The organism is Pantoea sp. Ap-967, from assembly GCF_011752565.1.
Classification (GTDB): Bacteria; Pseudomonadota; Gammaproteobacteria; order Pseudomonadales; family Pseudomonadaceae; genus Aquipseudomonas.
Map to the genome: position 1 here is coordinate 21769 of NZ_VWXK01000022.1, position 17756 is coordinate 39524.

Sequence of the window (17756 nt, forward strand, 5' to 3'; positions counted from 1 at the left end):
TTTACGCCCCACCCTCGGACAATTCCCCCAAAGCGGTAAGAAACCGCGAACAGGGGAGTTGCAATCATGTACATGCTCGACGGTCTGTCACTGCTGTTGGCAGTGGCCTTGGCGGTATACCTGCTGGTGGCGCTGCTGCGCGCCGATCGCAGCTAGGGAGCCGCCATGCACAGTTACGACTACGCATTGCTACTGGCCTTCTTCGCCATCGTGCTGCTGCCGGCACCCTGGCTTGGGCGCTTCTACTACAAGGTCATGGAAGGCCAGCGCACCTGGCTGACGCCGCTGCTCGGGCCTGTGGAGCGGGGCTGCTATCGCCTGGCCGGGGTACGCGCCGAACAGGCGCAGAACTGGAAGCAATACACCTTGGCCCTGCTGGCCTTCAACCTGGCCGGCTTCCTGCTGCTGTTCGCCGTGCTGCTGCTGCAAGGCTACCTGCCCCTGAACCCGCAGCACCTGCCTGGCCAGGAATGGTCGCTGGCCTTCAACACGGCGGTGAGCTTCGTCACCAACACCAACTGGCAGGCCTACAGCGGTGAAGCCTCGGTCAGCTACCTGAGCCAGATGCTCGGCCTGACTGTGCAGAATTTCGTCAGCGCCGCCACCGGCCTTGCCGTGCTGGTTGCCCTGTGCCGTGGCATTGCCCGGCGCTCGACCACCAGCCTGGGCAACTTCTGGGTCGACATGACCCGCGCCACGTTCTACGGGCTGCTGCCGCTGTGCCTGCTGCTGGCACTGCTGCTGGTGTGGCAGGGCGTGCCGCAAACCTTCGCCGACTATGCCCATGCCGTAACCCTGCAGGGCGCCGACCAGGTCATCCCACTGGGCCCGGCCGCCAGCCAGATCGCCATCAAGCAACTGGGCACCAACGGCGGTGGCTTCTTCGGCGTCAACTCGGCCCATCCGTTCGAAAACCCCACCGCCTGGAGCAACCTGTTCGAGGTGGCGTCGATCATCCTGATTCCGGTGGCGCTGGTGTTCACCTTCGGCCACTACGTCAAGGACCTGCGCCAGAGCCGCGCGATCATCGCCTGCATGCTGGCCCTGTTCCTGCTCGGCGGCGCCACTGCGCTGTGGGCGGAGTACCAGCCGAACCCGGCACTGGCAAGCGCCCAGGTGCAACAGGCACCGCCCATGGAAGGCAAGGAAAGCCGCTTTGGCACCACCGGCTCGGTGCTGTGGACGGTCACCACCACGGCGGCTTCCAACGGCTCGGTCAACGCCATGCACGACAGCCTCAACCCGCTGACCGGCATGGTCGCGCTGGTCAACATGATGGTCGGCGAAGTGATTTTCGGCGGGGTTGGCGCAGGGCTCTACGGCATGCTGCTGTTCGTGCTGATCGCGGTGTTCCTGGCCGGGTTGATGATCGGCCGCACCCCGGAATACCTGGGCAAGAAGCTGCAGGCGCGGGAGGTGCAACTGTTGGTGGCAACCTTGCTGGTGATGCCGGTCGGCGTGCTGGTGCTCGGCGCCATCGCCGCCAGCCTGCCGGGCCCGGCAGGGGCGGTAAGCAACCCTGGCGCCCATGGCTTCAGCCAGCTGCTGTATGCCTACACCTCGGCCACTGCCAACAACGGGTCGGCGTTCGCAGGTTTCGGCGCTAACACGGTGTTTCACAACCTGATGATCGGCCTGGCCATGCTGATCGGCCGCTTCGGCTACATCCTGCCGGTTCTCGCCCTGGCCGGCAGTTTGGCGGCCAAGAACAGCGCGCCCCAGGGCCTGAACAGCTTTCCCACCCACGGCCCGCTGTTCGCCAGCCTGTTGCTGGTAACCATCCTGCTGGTCGGTGGCCTGACCTTCCTGCCGACTTTGGCCCTTGGGCCGATTGCCGAGCAGTTGAGCCTGGGTTTCTGAGGAATCATCCATGAACATGCCCATTCCCGATATGAACGCGCCCCACGCTGCCAAGGACCAGACCCGCTTCGCCGCCCTGTGGCGCCCGGCGCTGGTGCAGGCCTTCGTCAAACTCGACCCGCGCCAGCTCAAACGCGCGCCGGTCATGCTGGTGGTGGCCCTGACCGCAGTGCTCACCACGGCCCTGTGCTTTGCCCCCGGCAACGGCGTCAGCAGCGGCGTGGCGGCGCAGATCGCCCTGTGGCTGTGGTTTACCGTGTTGTTCGCCAACTTCGCCGAAGCACTGGCCGAAGGCCGCGGCAAGGCCCGCGCCGACAGCCTCAAGGCCGGCAGCCAGGGGCTGACGGCGCAGCGGCGCAAGCGCGATGGCAGCTTCGAAACCGTCCTGGCCACGGCGCTGCGCAAGGACGATGTGGTGCGCGTGGTGGCCGGTGAGATGATCCCCGCTGACGGCGAGGTGCTCGAAGGCATCGCGGCGGTCAACGAGGCGGCCATCACCGGTGAGTCGGCGCCGGTCATTCGTGAGTCCGGTGGCGACCGCTCGGCGGTGACCGGCAATACCCGGCTGGTGTCCGACTGGCTGCTGATCCGCATCACCAGCAACCCCGGCGAGTCCACCCTGGACCGCATGATCGCCCTGGTCGAAGGCGCCAAACGGCAGAAAACCCCGAACGAAATCGCCCTGGATATCCTGCTGATCGGCCTGACCCTGATTTTCCTGATCGTGGTGGTGACCCTGCAGCCCTTCGCCCATTTCGCCGGTGGCAGCCTGCCGCTGATCTTCCTCGCCGCGCTGCTGGTCACGTTGATCCCGACCACCATCGGCGGCCTGCTTTCGGCCATCGGCATCGCTGGCATGGACCGCCTGGTGCGGCTCAACGTGATCGCCCGCTCCGGCCGTGCGGTCGAGGCGGCTGGCGACGTGCACACGCTGATGCTCGACAAGACCGGCACCATCACCTTTGGCAACCGCCGCTGCAGCGCCCTGCACGCCGCCCCTGGGGTCACTGCCCGGGAGCTGGGGGAGGGCGCCTTGCTCGCCTCCCTGGCCGATGACACTGCCGAAGGCAAGTCGGTGGTCGAGTACCTGCGCCAGTTGCACGATTTCACCGAGCCGGCGCCTGGGCAGTACACGGCCATCGCCTTCAGCGCCGAAACGCGCCTGTCGGGCATCGACTTCCAGCAGCACCGCTACCGCAAGGGCGCCGTCGATGCGCTGCTGGCCTTCGTCGGCATGCAGCGCCTGGAGATGCCGGCCGCCCTGGCCCGTGAAGTGGAGCGCATCGCCCAGAGCGGCGGCACGCCCCTGCTGGTGTGCCTGGACAGGCGCCTGTTGGGCGTGATCCACCTCAAGGACGTGGTCAAGCCCGGCATCCGCGAACGCTTCGCCGAACTGCGCAAGCTGGGTATTCGCACGGTGATGGTCACCGGCGACAACCCGCTGACCGCCGCCGCCATCGCCGCCGAGGCCGGTGTTGACGACGTGCTTGCCGAAGCCACCCCGGAGAAGAAGCTGGCGCGCATTCGCCAGGAACAGAACGATGGCCGCCTGGTGGCGATGTGTGGCGACGGCGCCAACGACGCCCCGGCGCTGGCCCAGGCCGACGTCGGCATGGCCATGAACGATGGCACCCAGGCGGCGCGCGAGGCGGCCAACATGGTCGACCTGGACAGCGACCCGACCAAGCTGCTGGATGTGGTGCAGGTGGGCAAGGAACTGCTGGTGACCCGTGGCGCACTCACCACCTTCTCCATTGCCAACGACGTGGCCAAGTATTTCGCCATCCTGCCGGCGTTGTTCGCCGCCATCTACCCGCAACTGGGTGTGCTCAACCTGATGCACCTGGCCAGCCCGCAGAGCGCGATCCTGTCGGCCATCGTGTTCAACGCGCTGATCATCGTCGTGCTGATTCCGCTGGCGCTGCGCGGTGTGCGCGTGCAGGCGGCGAGCGCGGCGCACCTGCTGCGGCGCAACCTGTTGATCTACGGGGTGGGCGGCATCGTCGTACCGTTTGCCGGGATCAAGCTGATCGACCTGCTGCTCACTGCCTTGCACCTGGTCTGAGGAGGCCACCATGAACACCTATGTACGCCCGGCCTTGAGCCTGATTGTGCTGATGACCGTGGTCACCGGCGCGCTGTACCCACTGGCCGTGACCGGGGTTGCCCAGTTGGCGTTCCCCGAACAGGCCAATGGCAGCCTGGTGCGCGATGAACAAGGGCAGGTGCGTGGGTCGGCGCTGATCGCCCAGGATTTCCAGAGCGATGGCTGGTTCCATGCGCGGCCCTCGGCAGGTGCCTACGCCACCGTGGCCAGCAGCGCGAGCAACCTGGCGCCGAGCAACCCGGCCTTGGCCGAGCGGGTCAAGGGCGATGCCGCGGCGCTGTACCAGGCGGCGCTGGGGCCGGTGCCCCAGGCCTTGCTGACCACTTCGGGCAGCGGCCTGGACCCGCACCTGCCGCCTGAAGCCGTGGCGTATCAGATTCCGCGCGTGGCGGCAGCGCGGCAGGTACCCCAGGCGCGCTTGCAAGCCTTGCTGGAACAGGCCACCCTCCACCCATTGATCGGGCCGCCGGTGGTCAATGTGCTGGCGTTGAACCAGGCGCTTGAGCGGCTTTGAAGGGCCGGCCTTGCGGGCCTCATCGCGAGCTTCGCTCGCTCCTACCGGTGAACACATGCCCCCGTAGGAGCGAGCGAAGCTCGCGATGAGGCCCAAGAAGCCTGTGCACATCTAAGGATCGAACATGAATGATTCCACCCGCGCCGACGCACTGCTGGCCACCCTCCCGCGTGCTGGCCGCGGCCGCCTGAAGGTCTTTCTCGGCGCCGCCCCCGGCGTGGGCAAGACCTTCGCCATGCTCCAGGCCGCCCACGCCCAGCAACGCCAGGGCGTGCAGGTGCTGGCGGCGGTGGTCGAAACCCACGGCCGGGCCGAAACCGAGGCCCTGCTCGGCGGCTTGCTCCAGCAACCCCTGCTGCGCAGCGAGTACCGCGGTGTCACCCTTGAGGAAATGGACCTGGATGGCCTGCTCAAGGCCGCCCCGGCCCTGGCCCTGGTCGACGAGCTGGCCCACACCAACGCCCCCGGCAGCCGCCATGCCAAACGCTGGCAGGACGTGCAGGAACTGCTCGCCGCCGGCATCGACGTGTACACCACGGTCAACGTCCAGCACCTGGAAAGCCTCAACGACAAAGTTCGCGGCATCACCGGCGTGCAGGTGCGCGAAACCCTGCCGGATTGGGTGCTGCAGGAGGCCTTCGAGCTGGTCCTGATCGACCTGCCGCCACGTGAACTGCTTGAGCGCCTGCGCGAAGGCAAGGTGTACGTGCCGGAGCAGGCGCGCGCCGCCATCGATGCGTTCTTCTCGCCAACCAACCTCACCGCCCTGCGCGAGCTGGCCATGCAGACCGCCGCCGCGCAGGTGGACGCCGACCTGGCCCATGGTTACCGCCTGCGCGGTGAAGCAGCGCCGGCCCTGCGCGGGCGACTGCTGGTCGGGGTGGACGGCGATGAACAAGCCGAGCGCCTGGTGCGCCACGCCAGCCGTGTCGCCCTGCGCCGTCACCTGCCCTGGAGCCTGGTGCATGTGGACAACGGCCGGCTGCGCGACGAAGCTGCCCGCCAGCGCCTGCAGGCAGCGCAGCAGCTGGCTGAGCGCTTGGGTGGTGAAGTGGTGGTGCTGCGTGCAGGCGAAGTGGCCCGCACGTTGATCCAGCACGCCGCTGAACGGCGCGCCAGCCTGGTGCTGGTGGGGCAGTCGCGCGACCGCTTGCGCCGGCGCCTGTTCGGTGCAGGCGTTGCCACCCGGCTGCTACGTGAAAGCCATGGGCTGGAGATCAACGTGCTCGACCGCGACAGCCAGGCGCGCCCGGCGCGGGCGGCGGTGAGCCGGATCTGGGTCTGGCGCCACTATCTGCTGGCGCTGCTGGCTACCGGGCTGGCTGCGGGCCTGGCCTGGGCAGTGGCCAGCGTGCTGGCGCTGCCGAACATCTCGTTGGTGTTCCTCGCCGCCGTGCTGCTGGTGGCCGTGCGCAGCAGCCTGGGCCCGGCACTGGCCTGCGCGGCGCTGTCGTTCCTGGCCTACGACTTCCTGTTCATTCCCCCGAATTTCTCGTTCAGCATCCAGCGCGAGGAAGACGTGCTGACGCTGGTGTTCTTCCTGCTGATGGCGGCCCTTACCGGCAACCTTGCCGCCCGCCAGCGCAGCCAACTGCAGGCCCTGCGCGAAACCCAGGCGCAGACCAACCAACTGCTCGACCTGTCCCGCCGGCTGACCGTGGCCACCGACCGCCAGGCGGTGTTCAACGCTGCTGGCCGCCACCTCAATGGCTGGAAGGACGTGCAGGTGTGCCTGCTGGAGCGCAACACTGAAGGCCTGCTGCAGCTGGCCAGCGGCGAAGCCCAGGCCTTGAGCGACAACGAGCGCGCCGCCGCCGAGTGGGCCTGGCAGCATGGCCAGGCCGCCGGCCACGGCAGCGACACCTTGCCCAATGGCCGCTGGTGGTGGTGGCCGCTGGCGGTCGATGAGCAGCCGCTGGCACTGCTTGGCGTGCGCCCACGTTCTGGCGAGCCGCTGAGCGCCCAGCGCAGGCGCCTGCTGATGGCGCTTGGCCAACCGCTGGCCCAGGCCCTGGCCCGGGCGCGTCTGGCCGAGCAGCTTGAAGCGGCGCGGCTGCACGGTGAAACCGAGCAGTTGCGCAGCGCCCTGTTGGCCTCGGTGTCCCATGACCTGCGCACGCCGCTGACGGCCATGCGTGGCAGCATCGACAGCCTGCTGGCGCTGGGCGAGGCCATCCCCCTGGAAGACCGCCGTGAACTGCTCGAAGGCACCCGCAACGAAGCCGAGCGCCTGGACCGCTACATCCAGAACCTGCTCGACATGACGCGCCTGGGCCATGGCGGCCTGAAGCTTGCGCGCGACTGGGTGGCCCCGGCCGATATCGTCGGCAGCGCCTTGAACCGCCTGCGCGCGGTGCTGGCGCCCCTGCGCGTGCACACCGAGGTGCCCGCTGAGCTGCCGCTGCTGTTCGTGCACGCCGCGCTGATCGAGCAGGCGCTGATCAATGTGCTGGAAAACGCCGCACGCTTTTCCCCAGCCCAGGGCCGCCTTGAGCTGCAGCTCGCCGTGCACGGCGAGCAACTGCATTTCGCCGTCAGCGACCAAGGCCCGGGCATTCCGGTGGCCGAGCGCGAGAAGATCTTCGACATGTTCTACACCGCTGCCCGTGGCGACCGCGGCGGGCAGGGCACCGGCCTGGGCCTGGCGATCTGCCAGGGCATGATCGGAGCCCATGGCGGGCAGATTCTGGTCGGTGAAGGCATCGATGGCCACGGCACCTGCATCACTCTATGCTTGCCGCTGCCCCCGCAACCTGAAGCCGAAAGCGAAACCCCATGAGCCAGTCCGCCACCCTGTTGGTCATCGATGACGAACCGCAGATCCGCAAGTTCCTGCGCATCAGCCTGAGCTCCCAGGGCTACAAGGTGATCGAGGCGGCCACCGGCGGCGAGGGGTTGGCCCAGGCGGCCCTGGCCAAGCCGGACCTGGTGGTGCTCGACCTTGGCCTGCCCGACATGGACGGCCAGCAGGTGCTGCGCGAGCTGCGCGAATGGAGCGCGGTGCCGGTGCTGGTGCTGTCGGTGCGGGCCAGCGAGGTGCAGAAGGTCGATGCCCTGGATGGCGGTGCCAACGATTATGTGACCAAGCCGTTTGGCATCCAGGAATTCCTTGCCCGGGTGAGGGCCTTGCTACGCCAGGTGCCGCAGTCGGGCGGCAGCGAAGTGACGGCGAGCTTCGGGCCTTTGCGGGTGGACTTTGCCTTTCGCAAAGTGACGCTGGACGGCGTGGAGGTTGCACTGACGCGCAAGGAGTACGCGCTGCTGGCGCAACTGGCGGGGCACCCGGGGCGGGTGATTACCCAGCAGCAGCTGCTCAAGGACATCTGGGGGCCGACCCATGTGGACGATACCCATTACCTGCGGATCGTGGTGGGGCATTTGCGGCAAAAGCTGGGCGATGACCCGACGGCGCCACGGTTCATCATTACCGAGGCGGGAGTGGGCTATCGCCTGGTGGCGCCGGCCTGATGATCGTGTAGGCGCGTGTGCATTCAGGCTCTTGGTGGTTCCTTTTCGAACAGCTGGCGCATCACTTCCAGGTAACGCCTGGCACCCAACCCCAGCGGCCTTGGCTTGAGCCAGATGATATCCACCCAAAGCCGCAAACGGCTGGCCATGTTGTCGAAACGCACTTCGGCCAGCGCCCCCGAGGCGATCAATGGCTCCACCAACGGCTGCGGTAGGTAGGCCCAGCCCAAGCCGGATTGCACCAGGTCCAGGGTCGCCAGGTAGCTGTCGGTCAACCAGATGCGCCGCGACAGCACCATGCGTGGGTCCGAACCGGTCGCCTTGCCCGAGGCCACGATGATCTGCCGCTGTTCGGCGAACGCTTCCTCTGGCATGGGCATGCCGCTGTTGCTGCCAGCAGGGTGGCGCGGCGAGGCGACGGCTACCAGCAGTTGGCTGCCAGCTTCGAGAAAGGATTCGCGCTCATCGATGCCTGGCCGTTCGAACACCAGCGCCAGTTGCACGCTGCCTTCATGCAGCAAGCGCACCGCTTCGGTCTGGGTGGCCGAGCGCACTTCGATTTCCAGGCTGGGAAATTCCCTGGCCAGGGTTTCCAGCGGCTGGCTCCAGCGGCCGGTTTGCAGCTCGGGGGCCATGGCGATGGTCAGGCGTTTTTCCAGCCCTTGGTGCAGTTGCAGGGCCTGGGCGTCGAGCAGGTTGAGCTGGCAGATCACCTGGCGCGCCTGGGGCTCCAGGGCCAACGCGGCGCTGGTGGGTAGGGCTTTGCGGGTGGCGCGGTCGAACAGGGCGAGGTCCAGTTCCGCCTCTAGTTGCGCGATGGCCATGCTCACGGCTGACGGCACGCGGCCCAGCTTGCGGGCGGCGGCAGAGAACGAGCCGGCTTCCAGCACGGCGAGGAAGATGGTCAGGGAGTCGCTGGTGAAGGCCATGGTGCTCGCGCCTGGGATTGGGGTGATTGAGAGTAATGGATTGAGCGCCGCTGCGCGCCTACCAGGACAGCGCAGATCCCCGTAGGAGCGAGCGTAGCTCGCGAAGCGCCGCCCGTGCGGCGCTCGATCTCCCAGGCGCCAAACATCCCAAACCAAACGCTACAACCCTTCCCCCAACACCCGGTCAATGCTGTCGACGAAGTAGTCGACACTGGCCCGCGTCGTGCACATCGGCGGCTTGATCTTGAGAATGTTCAGGTAATCCCCCGTCGGCTGCATGAAAATCCCCAGCTCACGCAGGCGGTCGCACAGGGCCATGGTTTCCTCGGTAGCCGGCTCCAACGTTTCACGGTCGCGCACCAGCTCAAGCCCCAGGTAGAACCCTGAGCCATGGGCCGCGCCGGCCAGCGGGTGCGTGTCGACCAGCGCCTGCAGGCGTGCCTTGAAATAGCGCCCGGTGTCTCGGGCGTTGTCCCACAGGCCTTCTTCCTGCATCACATCGAGCACGGCCATGCCGATGCGGCAGCTCACCGGGCTGCCGCCAGCCGACGAGAAGAAGTAGCCCTCGGCCTCCAGTGCCTCGGCAATCTCGCGGCGGGTGATGACCACACCCAGCGGCTGGCCGTTGCCCATGCCCTTGGCCATGGTGATGATGTCCGGCACCACGCCCTGTTCCTCGAAACCCCAGAAGTACTCGCCCAGGCGGCCATAGCCGACCTGCACCTCATCGGCGATGCACACCCCACCGCGCGCACGGACCTTGGCGTAGGCCTCGCGCAGGTAGCCCGCCGGCAGCGAGATGCCCCCGGCATTGCCATACACCGGCTCGCAAATGATGCCAGCCAGCTGGCGGCCACGGGCGTCGAGGTCGGCCAGCTTGGCGTCGACGTCGCGCAGGTAGCCGGCGGCGGTGTCGGCGCCGCGCAAGCGGCCACGGAAGGTGTTCGGCGCCTCGACCGGGTGCACCCAGTCCGGGCGGGTTTCCAGGGCCTGCGGGTTGTCGGCGATGGAGGTGGAAATGGCGTCGGTGGCCACCGACCAGCCATGGTAGGCCTCCAGCACGCTCAACAGGTCACGCCCGCCGCTGTAGGCCCAGGCCAGGCGGATGGCCAGGTCGTTGGCCTCGGTGCCGCTGTTGACCATGAACACCCGATCGAAGCCCTCGGGCGCAAGCGTTAGCAGGCGCTCGGAGAATTCGGTGATGGCGGCATAGTGAAAACGCGAGTTGGTATTGAGCAGCGACCACTGGCGCGCCGCCTCAGCAGCCATGCGTGGGTGCCCATGGCCAAGCACGGCGACGTTGTTGAGCATGTCCAGGTAAGAACGGCCCTGCAGGTCGATCAGGTAGTTGCGCCAGCCGCGTTCGATCTGCGGCGGCTGGGCGTAGTAATGCTTTTGCGAGCGGGCGAAGCTGGCGTCGCGCCGGGCCAGCAGGGCCTGCGGGTCGGCCAGCGGTTCGGCATCGCAATCGATCCCCAGCAACGCCGCAGGTGACGGGCACAGGGCCAGCCAGGCGGCAGCGTGGGACGGTGTGGCGAAGAACGGCGGCTGGATGCCGCTGTCCAAGCACAGCTGGACACTGAGAAAGCCGCAGCTGCTGCCCAGGGGTTGCCCTTTTTCCACCGCCTGGCCATCCGCCGGGGCATCCTCCAGGCCGTGCAACCACAAGGCCCAGTGTGAGGTGCGCAGGCAACCGCGGCCGTCGCCGTGGCGTTGCCAGGTGCCCGCTTCTGGCGCCTGAACGGGGCTGCCATTGGGCACATGCAGCTCTACGCCCAGCGCGCAGGTCGCAGGTTCTTCAGGGCGATCGATATGGGTTTGTGACAGGCGATACTGGCCGTGCAGGCTGCAGGCCGGTGCAGGTTGCGCGCTCAACAGGTGCTGGTCGAAGCCTGCCTGTTCCCAGTTGCCGGCTTCGCAGTGGGCACTGAGCACGCCCAGGTCGACGCGCCCGACGGGTTGCCCGGCCAACTCAGGAAGCAGGGCGGCGCAGCCCGTCAGGTCGGCGACGTCGGCTTGCAGGCCGGCCGCCTGGAGAATGGCCACCTCCATCAAGGCGAACGGCACGGCCGTGGCGGTATCGAAAATTTCCCATTCATGGGCGACATTGTCGCGGGTGTACTGGTTGTCAGGGTCCACGGCCAATTGCTGCGCGCTGCTCAGCACCAGCACCGCCGCACGGTTGACGACCAGCGGCCACAAGGCACGCAGTTCGGCTTCGGTCAGTGGGTTGAGGGCCTGGTAGGCGCTGACTGCCGGCAGAATACGCAGCGGGTCGCCCTCGGCGTGGTGCAGCAAGGCTGCGCAGGTGACCGAGAGGTCGGCGATGCGCCAGGTGCGCGACAGGTCGCCGAAGTCGATCACCCCTTGCAATTGCCATTGGCGCTGGTCGTCGCGGGCCCACACGGTGTTGTCGTCGGTGATGTCCAGGTGCACGGCCTGGGTCGGCAGGTGCTGCGCCAAGGGGGCCAGGCGCGCGTTGGCCAAATGCGCGGCCTGTGTGATGCGGGTGCGTTGCGCGGCGTCCTGCAGCACCGGCAGCAGGTGCGCGATCAGCGCCTGGGCATGTTGCGGGTCCCATTGCAGGGTACGCACAAGGCCTGGGTGGTCGAAACCTGCCAGCGCGTTGCCGAGTTGCGCGCAGAGCTTGCCCTGCTCGGCTGCCAGGCGTGCGGGCAGGTGCTTGAGGCGGGTCAGTGGCTGGCCGTCGATGTAGCTGAGCAGGCGCACCCGCAGCGGTTGGCCGTCGATCTCCAGGGCCAGCAGGGTTTCGCCGTTGCTGGCCGGTTGCACGCTGGGCACGGGCAGGCCTTGTTCACGCAGGTAGGCGAGGGCGGCGTGCTGGGCCTGCAGCTCGGCCTCGGCGTAGCTGCCGTGGCAGGCCTTGAGCACGAAGCGCCCTTGGGCCGTGTTTACGCGGTAGTTCAGGTCCTGCTGGCTGCCCATTGCCGACAACTCCCCGTGCAGACCGTAATGCGCCTTGAGCAGGGCGTGGGCCTGGGCTTCGCCGAGCACGGGGCTGGGCAGGCCGGCGCGCTGGATCAGCGTGTCGAGGGCAGGGGAGGCGGGCAGGTGTTGGTTGGGCATGGGCTCTACCGTGGGTGCATGGGTGACAGAGGCGACTGTATGCCCGATTTAACTGATGATGAAAGATGATTGTGATCAGATTTTTTGATGATTAGTTGGCTTGGGGCTGATATCGCATCGCGAGCTTTGCTCGCTCCTACGGGTCGGGGTTGGGGTTGGGGTTGGGGTTGGGGGCGGGGCGTAATGGGCAGGCCATCTGCAGGCGTTGCAGCAACACGGCGCGCAGTTGCAGTAATGCCTCCACCCGCTGCTCCACCAGCGCCAGCTTGTCGCGCAGCAACCCTTCCACCGCCTGATCGGGGGCTTCTGCCTGCCACAATTGAGCCACGTTGCTGCCAATTTCCCCCAGGCTGAACCCCAGCTGCTGCGCCGTGCGAATAAACCCTACCAACTGCACCGTCTCCTGCGGGTAGTCGCGATAACCATTAGCCAGGCGCCGCGCCTGGATCAACCCGCGCTCCTCATAGAAGCGCAAGGTGTCGCGGCTTACTTCGCAGGCCTGGGCCAATTCACCAATTCGCACGGTTTTCTCCTTGTACGGGCTTGACCTTGGAGCATACCCCAGGCTTTAGCCTGCTCGCTTCATTGAAACCAGAGGAGCAATCACCATGTGGAGCAGGGCCCAATACGGCAAGCTGGTCCGTGCCAGCGGCCTTTACGACCTGATCGTCACGGCAGGCTTTGCCACGCCGTGGACCTTCGCCCTGTTGCACGACGCGCTCGGCACGCTGCACGCCACCTTGGGCTTGCACGGGCAGATTCCGGCGTTCGGCCCGATGCATATGCTGATGGCCAACCTGATGGGGTCGATCGTGTGCGTTTGGGCGTGGTTGAGGATACGCCATCCGCTGCAGCGTTTCGGGCGCTACGACGCGGTGGGGAGGGTGCTGTTTGCCAGTTGGCAGTGGTATGCCCTGTTGCACGGGGCGTCTGGTTTGTTGTGGGCTTTTCTAGTACTTGAGGTGGCTTGGGCGATCGTGCAGTTGGCGCCGGTCAAGCCGTCGCGGGTAAGCTTGGCGGTTTCCCAGGAAGGGTTGAACCATGACGCAGGTGTATGAGGGAAGTTGCCTGTGTGGCGCGGTGCGCTACACGTTGCTTTGCGCGCCGAAGGCGGTGAGCCATTGCCATTGCAGCCAATGCCGCAAAGGCCATGGTGCGGCGTTTGCCAGTTATGGCAGCGTGCCCCGGTCGGCGTTGCAGGTGGTCAGTGGGGCGGATGCGATCAGCGTCTATGCGTCTTCGGAGGCGGTGCGGCGTGAGTTCTGTTCACGGTGTGGGTCGAACCTGTTCTGGTCGCGGTCGCAGGGAGATTATTCAGATTGGATATCCATCGCGCTGGGGACGCTGGATACGGCGTTCAAGCCCGGTAAGCAGGCGCACGTGCACAGGGAGAGCGCAGTGCTCTGGCAGAGTCCCGCCGAATAATAGTGTCAAGGCTGCCAAGTGCTTGCCTTGGGTTTTGCAGGGTGGCGGAAATCGAGCGCCGCCCGCGCGGCGCATCGCAGGCAAGCCTGCTCCTACATTTGTTTCAGGCCAATGTTCATGTGGCAAAAGCGCGCGGCCCCTTGGCGCATGGCAGGATATCGAGGTGAACAAACAAGGCGTTCGCGCGCAATTGCATAGGCGTAACTGGCCCGAAACAAATGTAGGAGCAGGCTTGCCTGCGATGCGCCGCGCGGGCGGCGCTCGATCTCATAGGCACTGAAGAGGTTGTGGCATGCACCTGGCAGCCCTAACGCGCCCTCAACCCCGGCCCATCAATACCTCATGCCCAGCTCAGCATCATCCATCAGCGCCTTGGCCATCGCGATCAAGTAGTGCGAAGCCCAGATCATCACAGCATCTCCTTTCTTCCGGTTCTGCTGCCATCCGTCCACTGTCAAACGGTTGGGTGGCAGCTGTGCGCGGGTTGACAGACCGGTGGAAGATAGGAAAGACCGGCGCACGCAAGCGTGCCCACACGCACAGCCGCCATTGAGGGCGACTAACCGAGACTAGGGCTCCACCCACGCGGCCGCAACGGAAAAAGAGCGCCCAGAGCATCTTTGGGAAATGGACTACAAACCAGCCGTTAAATCTGATTCTTGATGCTTCAAACGTCCCGCAAAAACGCTGCCTCCAGCAGTTGTTTTGTATAAGCATGCTGCGGCGCATGGAAGACTTCCCGTGCATCCCCTTGCTCCACCACATGCCCATGCTTGATTACCATCAGCTGGTGGCTCAACGCCTTGACCACCGCCAGGTCGTGGCTGATGAAGAGGTAGGTGAGGTTGTACTTGGCCTGCAGGTTGCGCAACAACTCCACCACCTGCCGCTGCACCGTGCGGTCCAGCGCCGAGGTGGGTTCATCCAGCAGAATCAGTGCCGGCTTCAACACCAATGCCCGGGCAATGGCGATGCGCTGGCGCTGGCCGCCGGAGAACTCATGCGGGTAGCGGTGGCGGGTGCGCGGGTCCAACCCTACTTCCTCCAGCGCCGCAATAATCGCTGTCTCCTGCTCTTGAGGCGTGCCGATCTTGTGAATCCGCAGCCCCTCGCCAACGATGTCCGCCACACACATGCGTGGGCTCAGGCTGCCGAAGGGGTCCTGGAACACGACCTGCATTTCCCGCCGCAGCGGCCGCACTTCCTTCTGGTTCATCCCTTCGAGCTGCTGCCCGTGGAAGCGGATGGCGCCCTGGCTGGAGATCAACCGGAGAATCGCCAGGCCCAGGGTCGACTTGCCCGAGCCCGACTCGCCGACGATGCCCAGCGTCTGCCCCTGGGGCAGGCTGAAGTTGATGCCGTCCACCGCCTTCACATGGTCGACCGTCTTGCGCAGTAGCCCTTTCTTGATCGGGAACCACACTTTCAGGTCATTCACCTCCAGCAGCGGCGCCCCCACCGGGTTATGCGCCGGCAAGCCGCTGGGCTCGGCATTGATCAGCATCTGCGTGTACGGGTGTTGCGGCGCGCTGAACAACGTGGCGCAGTCGGCCTGCTCGACGATCTGCCCGCGCTGCATCACGCAGACCCGATGGGCGATGCGCCGCACCAGGTTGAGGTCGTGGCTGATCAGCAGCAGCGCCATGCCCAGGCGCGCCTGCAACGCTTTCAGCAGGTCGAGGATCTTCAACTGCACGGTCACGTCCAGCGCCGTGGTCGGCTCGTCGGCAATCAGCAACTCCGGCTCGTTGGCCAGGGCCATGGCGATCATCACCCGCTGGCGCTGCCCGCCGGACAGCTCATGGGGTAGGGCTTTCAGGCGCTTGTGCGGTTCGGGAATGCCGACCAGCTCCAGCAGCTCCAGGCTGCGCGCGGTGGCTTGCTTGCCGGTCAGGCCCTTGTGCAGCAGCAGGATTTCGTTGATCTGCTTCTCGATGCTGTGCAGCGGGTTCAGCGAGGTCATCGGTTCCTGGAAGATCATCGCGATGCGGTTGCCGCGAATGCGCTGCATGGCCTTCTCGCTCTGCTGCAGCAGGTCTTTGCCTTCATAAGTGATGCTGCCACTGGGGTGGCGGGCCAGGGGGTAGGGCAGCAGGCGCAGGATCGAGTGGGCGGTCACCGACTTGCCCGAGCCGCTTTCGCCAACCAGGGCCAGGGTTTCGCCCTTGCGGATGTCGAAGCTGATGCCGTCGACCACCCGGTTGACCTGCTCGCCGGTAACGAACTCCACCGCCAGGTCGCGCACTTCGATCAGGTTCTGTTCGCTCATATCACTTCCTCGGGTCGAAGGCATCACGGGCCGATTCGCCGATGAACACCAGCAGGCTCAGCATGATCGCCAGCACGGCAAAGGCGCTGATGCCCAGCCACGGGGCTTGCAGGTTGGATTTGCCCTGGGCCACCAGCTCGCCCAGCGACGGGGCGCCTGGCGGCAGGCCGAAGCCCAGGAAATCCAGTGCGGTGAGGGTGCCGATGGCACCGGTGAGGATGAAGGGCATGAAGGTCATGGTCGAGATCATGGCGTTGGGCAGGATATGCCGGTACATGATCGCGCCATTGCGCATCCCCAGGGCGCGGGCGGCGCGCACGTATTCCAGGTTGCGCCCGCGCAGGAACTCGGCGCGCACCACGTCCACCAGGCTCATCCACGAGAACAGCAGCATGATCCCCAGCAGCCACCAGAAGTTGGGCTGCACGAAGCTTGCGAGAATGATCAGCAGGTACAGCACCGGCAGCCCCGACCAGATTTCCAGGAAGCGCTGCCCGGCAAGGTCTACCCAGCCACCGTAGAAGCCCTGCAAGGCACCGGCGATCACGCCGACGATGGAGCTGAGCACGGTGAGGGTCAGGGCGAACAGAACCGACACGCGAAAACCATAGATCACCCGCGCCAGCACATCGCGGCCCTGGTCGTCGGTGCCCAGCCAGTTGTCCGCCGAGGGCGGCGCCGGGGCCGGCACACGCAGGTCGTAGTTGATGCTCTGGTAGCTGAACGGGATCGGCGCCCACAGCACGAAGCTGTCTTTCTTGGCCAGCAGCTCGCGGATGTAGGGGCTCTTGTAGTTGGCTTCCAGCGGGAATTCACCGCCAAAGGCCGTTTCCGGGTAGCGCTTGAATGCCGGGAAGTACCACGAACCTTCGTAGCGCACGGCAATGGGCTTGTCGTTGGCGATCAGCTCCGCGCCCAGGCTCAGCCCGAACAGGATCAGGAACAGCCACAGCGACCACCAGCCACGGCGGTTGGCCTTGAAGCGCTCGAAGCGCCGGCGGTTGAGAGGGGACAGGGCCATGTCAGTGCTCCCGGCTGGCGAAGTCGATGCGTGGATCGACCAGGGTGTAGGTCAGGTCGCCGATCAGTTTCACCACCAGCCCGAGCAGGGTGAAGATGAACAGGGTGCCGAAGACCACCGGGTAATCGCGGTTGATGGCCGCCTCGAAACTCATCAGGCCCAGGCCGTCGAGGCTGAAAATCACCTCGATCAGCAGCGAACCTGTGAAGAAGATGCCGATGAAGGCCGAAGGGAAACCGGCGATCACCAGCAGCATGGCGTTGCGGAACACGTGGCCGTACAGCACCCGCGGCCGGCTCAGGCCCTTGGCCTTGGCGGTTACCACGTACTGCTTGTTGATCTCGTCGAGGAAGCTGTTCTTGGTCAGCAGCGTCATGGTGGCGAAGTTGCCGATCACCAGTGCGGTGATGGGCAGCACCAGGTGCCAAAAGTAATCCAGCACCTTGCCGGTGTTGGACAGCTCGTCAAAGTTGTTGGACGTCAGGCCGCGCAGCGGGAACCAGTCGAAGTAACTGCCGCCGGCGAACAGCACGATCAGCAGGATGGCGAACAGGAACGCCGGAATGGCGTAGCCGACGATGATCGCCGAGCTGGTCCAGACGTCGAAGTGGCTGCCATGGCGCACGGCCTTGGCGATGCCCAGGGGGATCGACACCAGGTACATGATCAGCGTGCTCCACAGCCCCAGCGAGATCGACACCGGCATCTTCTCCACGATCAGGTCGATGACCTTGGCGTCGCGAAAGAAACTGTCGCCGAAATCCAGCGTGGCGTAGTTCTTGATCATGATCCACAGCCGCTCGGGCGCCGACTTGTCGAAGCCGTACATGTGCTCGATTTCGGCGATCAGTGCCGGGTCCAGGCCCTGTGCGCCACGGTAGTTGGAGCCGGCCACGGACACCTCGGCGCCGCCGCCGGCAATGCGGCTGGTGGCGCCTTCGAAGCCTTCGAGCTTGGCGATCATCTGTTCCACCGGGCCGCCGGGGGCGGCCTGGACGATGATGAAGTTGATTATCAGGATGCCGAACAGGGTCGGGATGATCAGCAGCAGGCGGCGCAGGATATAGGCCAGCATG

15 protein-coding genes are annotated in these 17756 nt (G+C 65.9%); 8 read left to right on the plus strand and 7 right to left on the minus strand.

Annotated elements, in window-relative coordinates:
• The first annotated feature begins 66 nt into the window (after window positions 1–66).
• The 6 genes from kdpF (at window position 67) to F3J45_RS20915 (ending at window position 7949) form a co-directional block, all read left to right on the plus strand.
• Window positions 67–156, plus strand: a complete 90-nt coding sequence (kdpF, locus tag F3J45_RS20890; protein ID WP_033696222.1) for a K(+)-transporting ATPase subunit F — start codon at window positions 67–69, stop codon at window positions 154–156.
• A gap of 9 nt (window positions 157–165) precedes the next feature.
• The gene (gene kdpA / locus F3J45_RS20895) at window positions 166–1860 is read left to right on the plus strand and encodes a potassium-transporting ATPase subunit KdpA (protein WP_167067209.1); all 1695 of its coding nucleotides are present in this window, start codon (window positions 166–168) and stop codon (window positions 1858–1860) included.
• Between the two features lie 16 nt (window positions 1861–1876).
• On the plus strand, window positions 1877–3925 hold the full coding sequence (gene kdpB, locus F3J45_RS20900; protein WP_304623197.1) for a potassium-transporting ATPase subunit KdpB: 2049 nt from the start codon (window positions 1877–1879) through the stop codon (window positions 3923–3925).
• 10 nt (window positions 3926–3935) lie between these two features.
• Window positions 3936–4481 (plus strand): potassium-transporting ATPase subunit KdpC, encoded by a 546-nt coding sequence (kdpC, locus tag F3J45_RS20905; RefSeq protein ID WP_167067215.1) that lies wholly within the window; start codon window positions 3936–3938, stop codon window positions 4479–4481.
• A 124-nt stretch (window positions 4482–4605) separates the two neighbouring features.
• Entirely contained in the window at window positions 4606–7260 is a 2655-nt protein-coding gene (locus F3J45_RS20910) for a sensor histidine kinase KdpD (RefSeq protein WP_167067218.1), read from the plus strand.
• Window positions 7257–7949, plus strand: coding sequence for a response regulator (locus tag F3J45_RS20915; protein WP_167067221.1), 693 nt, complete (start codon window positions 7257–7259; stop codon window positions 7947–7949). Before F3J45_RS20910 ends, F3J45_RS20915 begins: the two co-directional genes overlap by 4 nt.
• 23 nt (window positions 7950–7972) lie before the next feature.
• Here F3J45_RS20915 and F3J45_RS20920 read toward each other — a convergent pair whose 3' ends face one another.
• The 3 genes from F3J45_RS20920 to F3J45_RS20930 form a co-directional block, all read right to left on the minus strand.
• Window positions 7973–8878 carry a LysR family transcriptional regulator gene (locus F3J45_RS20920; RefSeq protein WP_167067224.1) on the minus strand — a complete coding sequence of 302 codons (906 nt, stop codon included), beginning with the start codon at window positions 8876–8878 and terminating at the stop codon, window positions 7973–7975.
• A 159-nt stretch (window positions 8879–9037) separates the two neighbouring features.
• Window positions 9038–11965: an aminotransferase gene (locus F3J45_RS20925; protein ID WP_167067228.1), complete on the minus strand. Its 2928-nt coding sequence runs from the start codon at window positions 11963–11965 to the stop codon at window positions 9038–9040.
• A 136-nt stretch (window positions 11966–12101) separates the two neighbouring features.
• The gene (locus tag F3J45_RS20930; RefSeq protein WP_167067230.1) at window positions 12102–12488 is read right to left on the minus strand and encodes a MerR family transcriptional regulator; all 387 of its coding nucleotides are present in this window, start codon (window positions 12486–12488) and stop codon (window positions 12102–12104) included.
• Window positions 12489–12573: 85 nt separating this feature from the next.
• Between F3J45_RS20930 and F3J45_RS20935 the strand changes: the two genes are divergently transcribed.
• Entirely contained in the window at window positions 12574–13023 is a 450-nt protein-coding gene (locus F3J45_RS20935) for a hypothetical protein (RefSeq protein ID WP_167067233.1), read from the plus strand.
• A complete protein-coding gene (locus tag F3J45_RS20940) occupies window positions 13007–13390 on the plus strand; it encodes a GFA family protein (RefSeq protein WP_167067236.1) in 384 nt (127 codons plus the stop codon). The genes F3J45_RS20935 and F3J45_RS20940 overlap by 17 nt, the downstream gene beginning before the upstream one ends.
• Before the next feature lie 332 nt (window positions 13391–13722).
• Here F3J45_RS20940 and F3J45_RS30565 read toward each other — a convergent pair whose 3' ends face one another.
• From F3J45_RS30565 to F3J45_RS20960, 4 genes are all read right to left on the minus strand, one after another.
• On the minus strand, window positions 13723–13800 hold the full coding sequence (locus tag F3J45_RS30565; RefSeq protein ID WP_370526440.1) for a DUF3077 domain-containing protein: 78 nt from the start codon (window positions 13798–13800) through the stop codon (window positions 13723–13725).
• Between the two features lie 257 nt (window positions 13801–14057).
• Window positions 14058–15659, minus strand: a complete 1602-nt coding sequence (locus F3J45_RS20950; protein ID WP_167067239.1) for an ABC transporter ATP-binding protein — start codon at window positions 15657–15659, stop codon at window positions 14058–14060.
• A 1-nt stretch (window position 15660) separates the two neighbouring features.
• Window positions 15661–16680 (minus strand): ABC transporter permease, encoded by a 1020-nt coding sequence (locus tag F3J45_RS20955; RefSeq protein WP_167067242.1) that lies wholly within the window; start codon window positions 16678–16680, stop codon window positions 15661–15663.
• A 1-nt stretch (window position 16681) separates the two neighbouring features.
• The gene (locus F3J45_RS20960; RefSeq protein ID WP_167067245.1) at window positions 16682–17755 is read right to left on the minus strand and encodes a microcin C ABC transporter permease YejB; all 1074 of its coding nucleotides are present in this window, start codon (window positions 17753–17755) and stop codon (window positions 16682–16684) included.
• Between the last annotated feature and the right edge of the window lies 1 nt (window position 17756).

What these genes read in the sequence shown, in the direction of transcription:
- F3J45_RS20915 (WP_167067221.1), top strand. Translation starts at nt 7,257, where the DNA reads ATGAGCCAGTCCGCCACCCTGTTGGTCATCGATGACGAACCGCAGATC.
- F3J45_RS30565 (WP_370526440.1), bottom strand. Translation starts at nt 13,800, where the DNA reads ATGATCTGGGCTTCGCACTACTTGATCGCGATGGCCAAGGCGCTGATG.
- F3J45_RS20940 (WP_167067236.1), top strand. Translation starts at nt 13,007, where the DNA reads ATGACGCAGGTGTATGAGGGAAGTTGCCTGTGTGGCGCGGTGCGCTAC.
- F3J45_RS20925 (WP_167067228.1), bottom strand. Translation starts at nt 11,965, where the DNA reads ATGCCCAACCAACACCTGCCCGCCTCCCCTGCCCTCGACACGCTGATC.
- F3J45_RS20920 (WP_167067224.1), bottom strand. Translation starts at nt 8,878, where the DNA reads ATGGCCTTCACCAGCGACTCCCTGACCATCTTCCTCGCCGTGCTGGAA.
- F3J45_RS20950 (WP_167067239.1), bottom strand. Translation starts at nt 15,659, where the DNA reads ATGAGCGAACAGAACCTGATCGAAGTGCGCGACCTGGCGGTGGAGTTC.
- kdpA (WP_167067209.1), top strand. Translation starts at nt 166, where the DNA reads ATGCACAGTTACGACTACGCATTGCTACTGGCCTTCTTCGCCATCGTG.
- F3J45_RS20960 (WP_167067245.1), bottom strand. Translation starts at nt 17,755, where the DNA reads ATGCTGGCCTATATCCTGCGCCGCCTGCTGCTGATCATCCCGACCCTG.
- F3J45_RS20955 (WP_167067242.1), bottom strand. Translation starts at nt 16,680, where the DNA reads ATGGCCCTGTCCCCTCTCAACCGCCGGCGCTTCGAGCGCTTCAAGGCC.
- kdpF (WP_033696222.1), top strand. Translation starts at nt 67, where the DNA reads ATGTACATGCTCGACGGTCTGTCACTGCTGTTGGCAGTGGCCTTGGCG.
- F3J45_RS20910 (WP_167067218.1), top strand. Translation starts at nt 4,606, where the DNA reads ATGAATGATTCCACCCGCGCCGACGCACTGCTGGCCACCCTCCCGCGT.
- kdpB (WP_304623197.1), top strand. Translation starts at nt 1,877, where the DNA reads ATGCCCATTCCCGATATGAACGCGCCCCACGCTGCCAAGGACCAGACC.
- kdpC (WP_167067215.1), top strand. Translation starts at nt 3,936, where the DNA reads ATGAACACCTATGTACGCCCGGCCTTGAGCCTGATTGTGCTGATGACC.
- F3J45_RS20935 (WP_167067233.1), top strand. Translation starts at nt 12,574, where the DNA reads ATGTGGAGCAGGGCCCAATACGGCAAGCTGGTCCGTGCCAGCGGCCTT.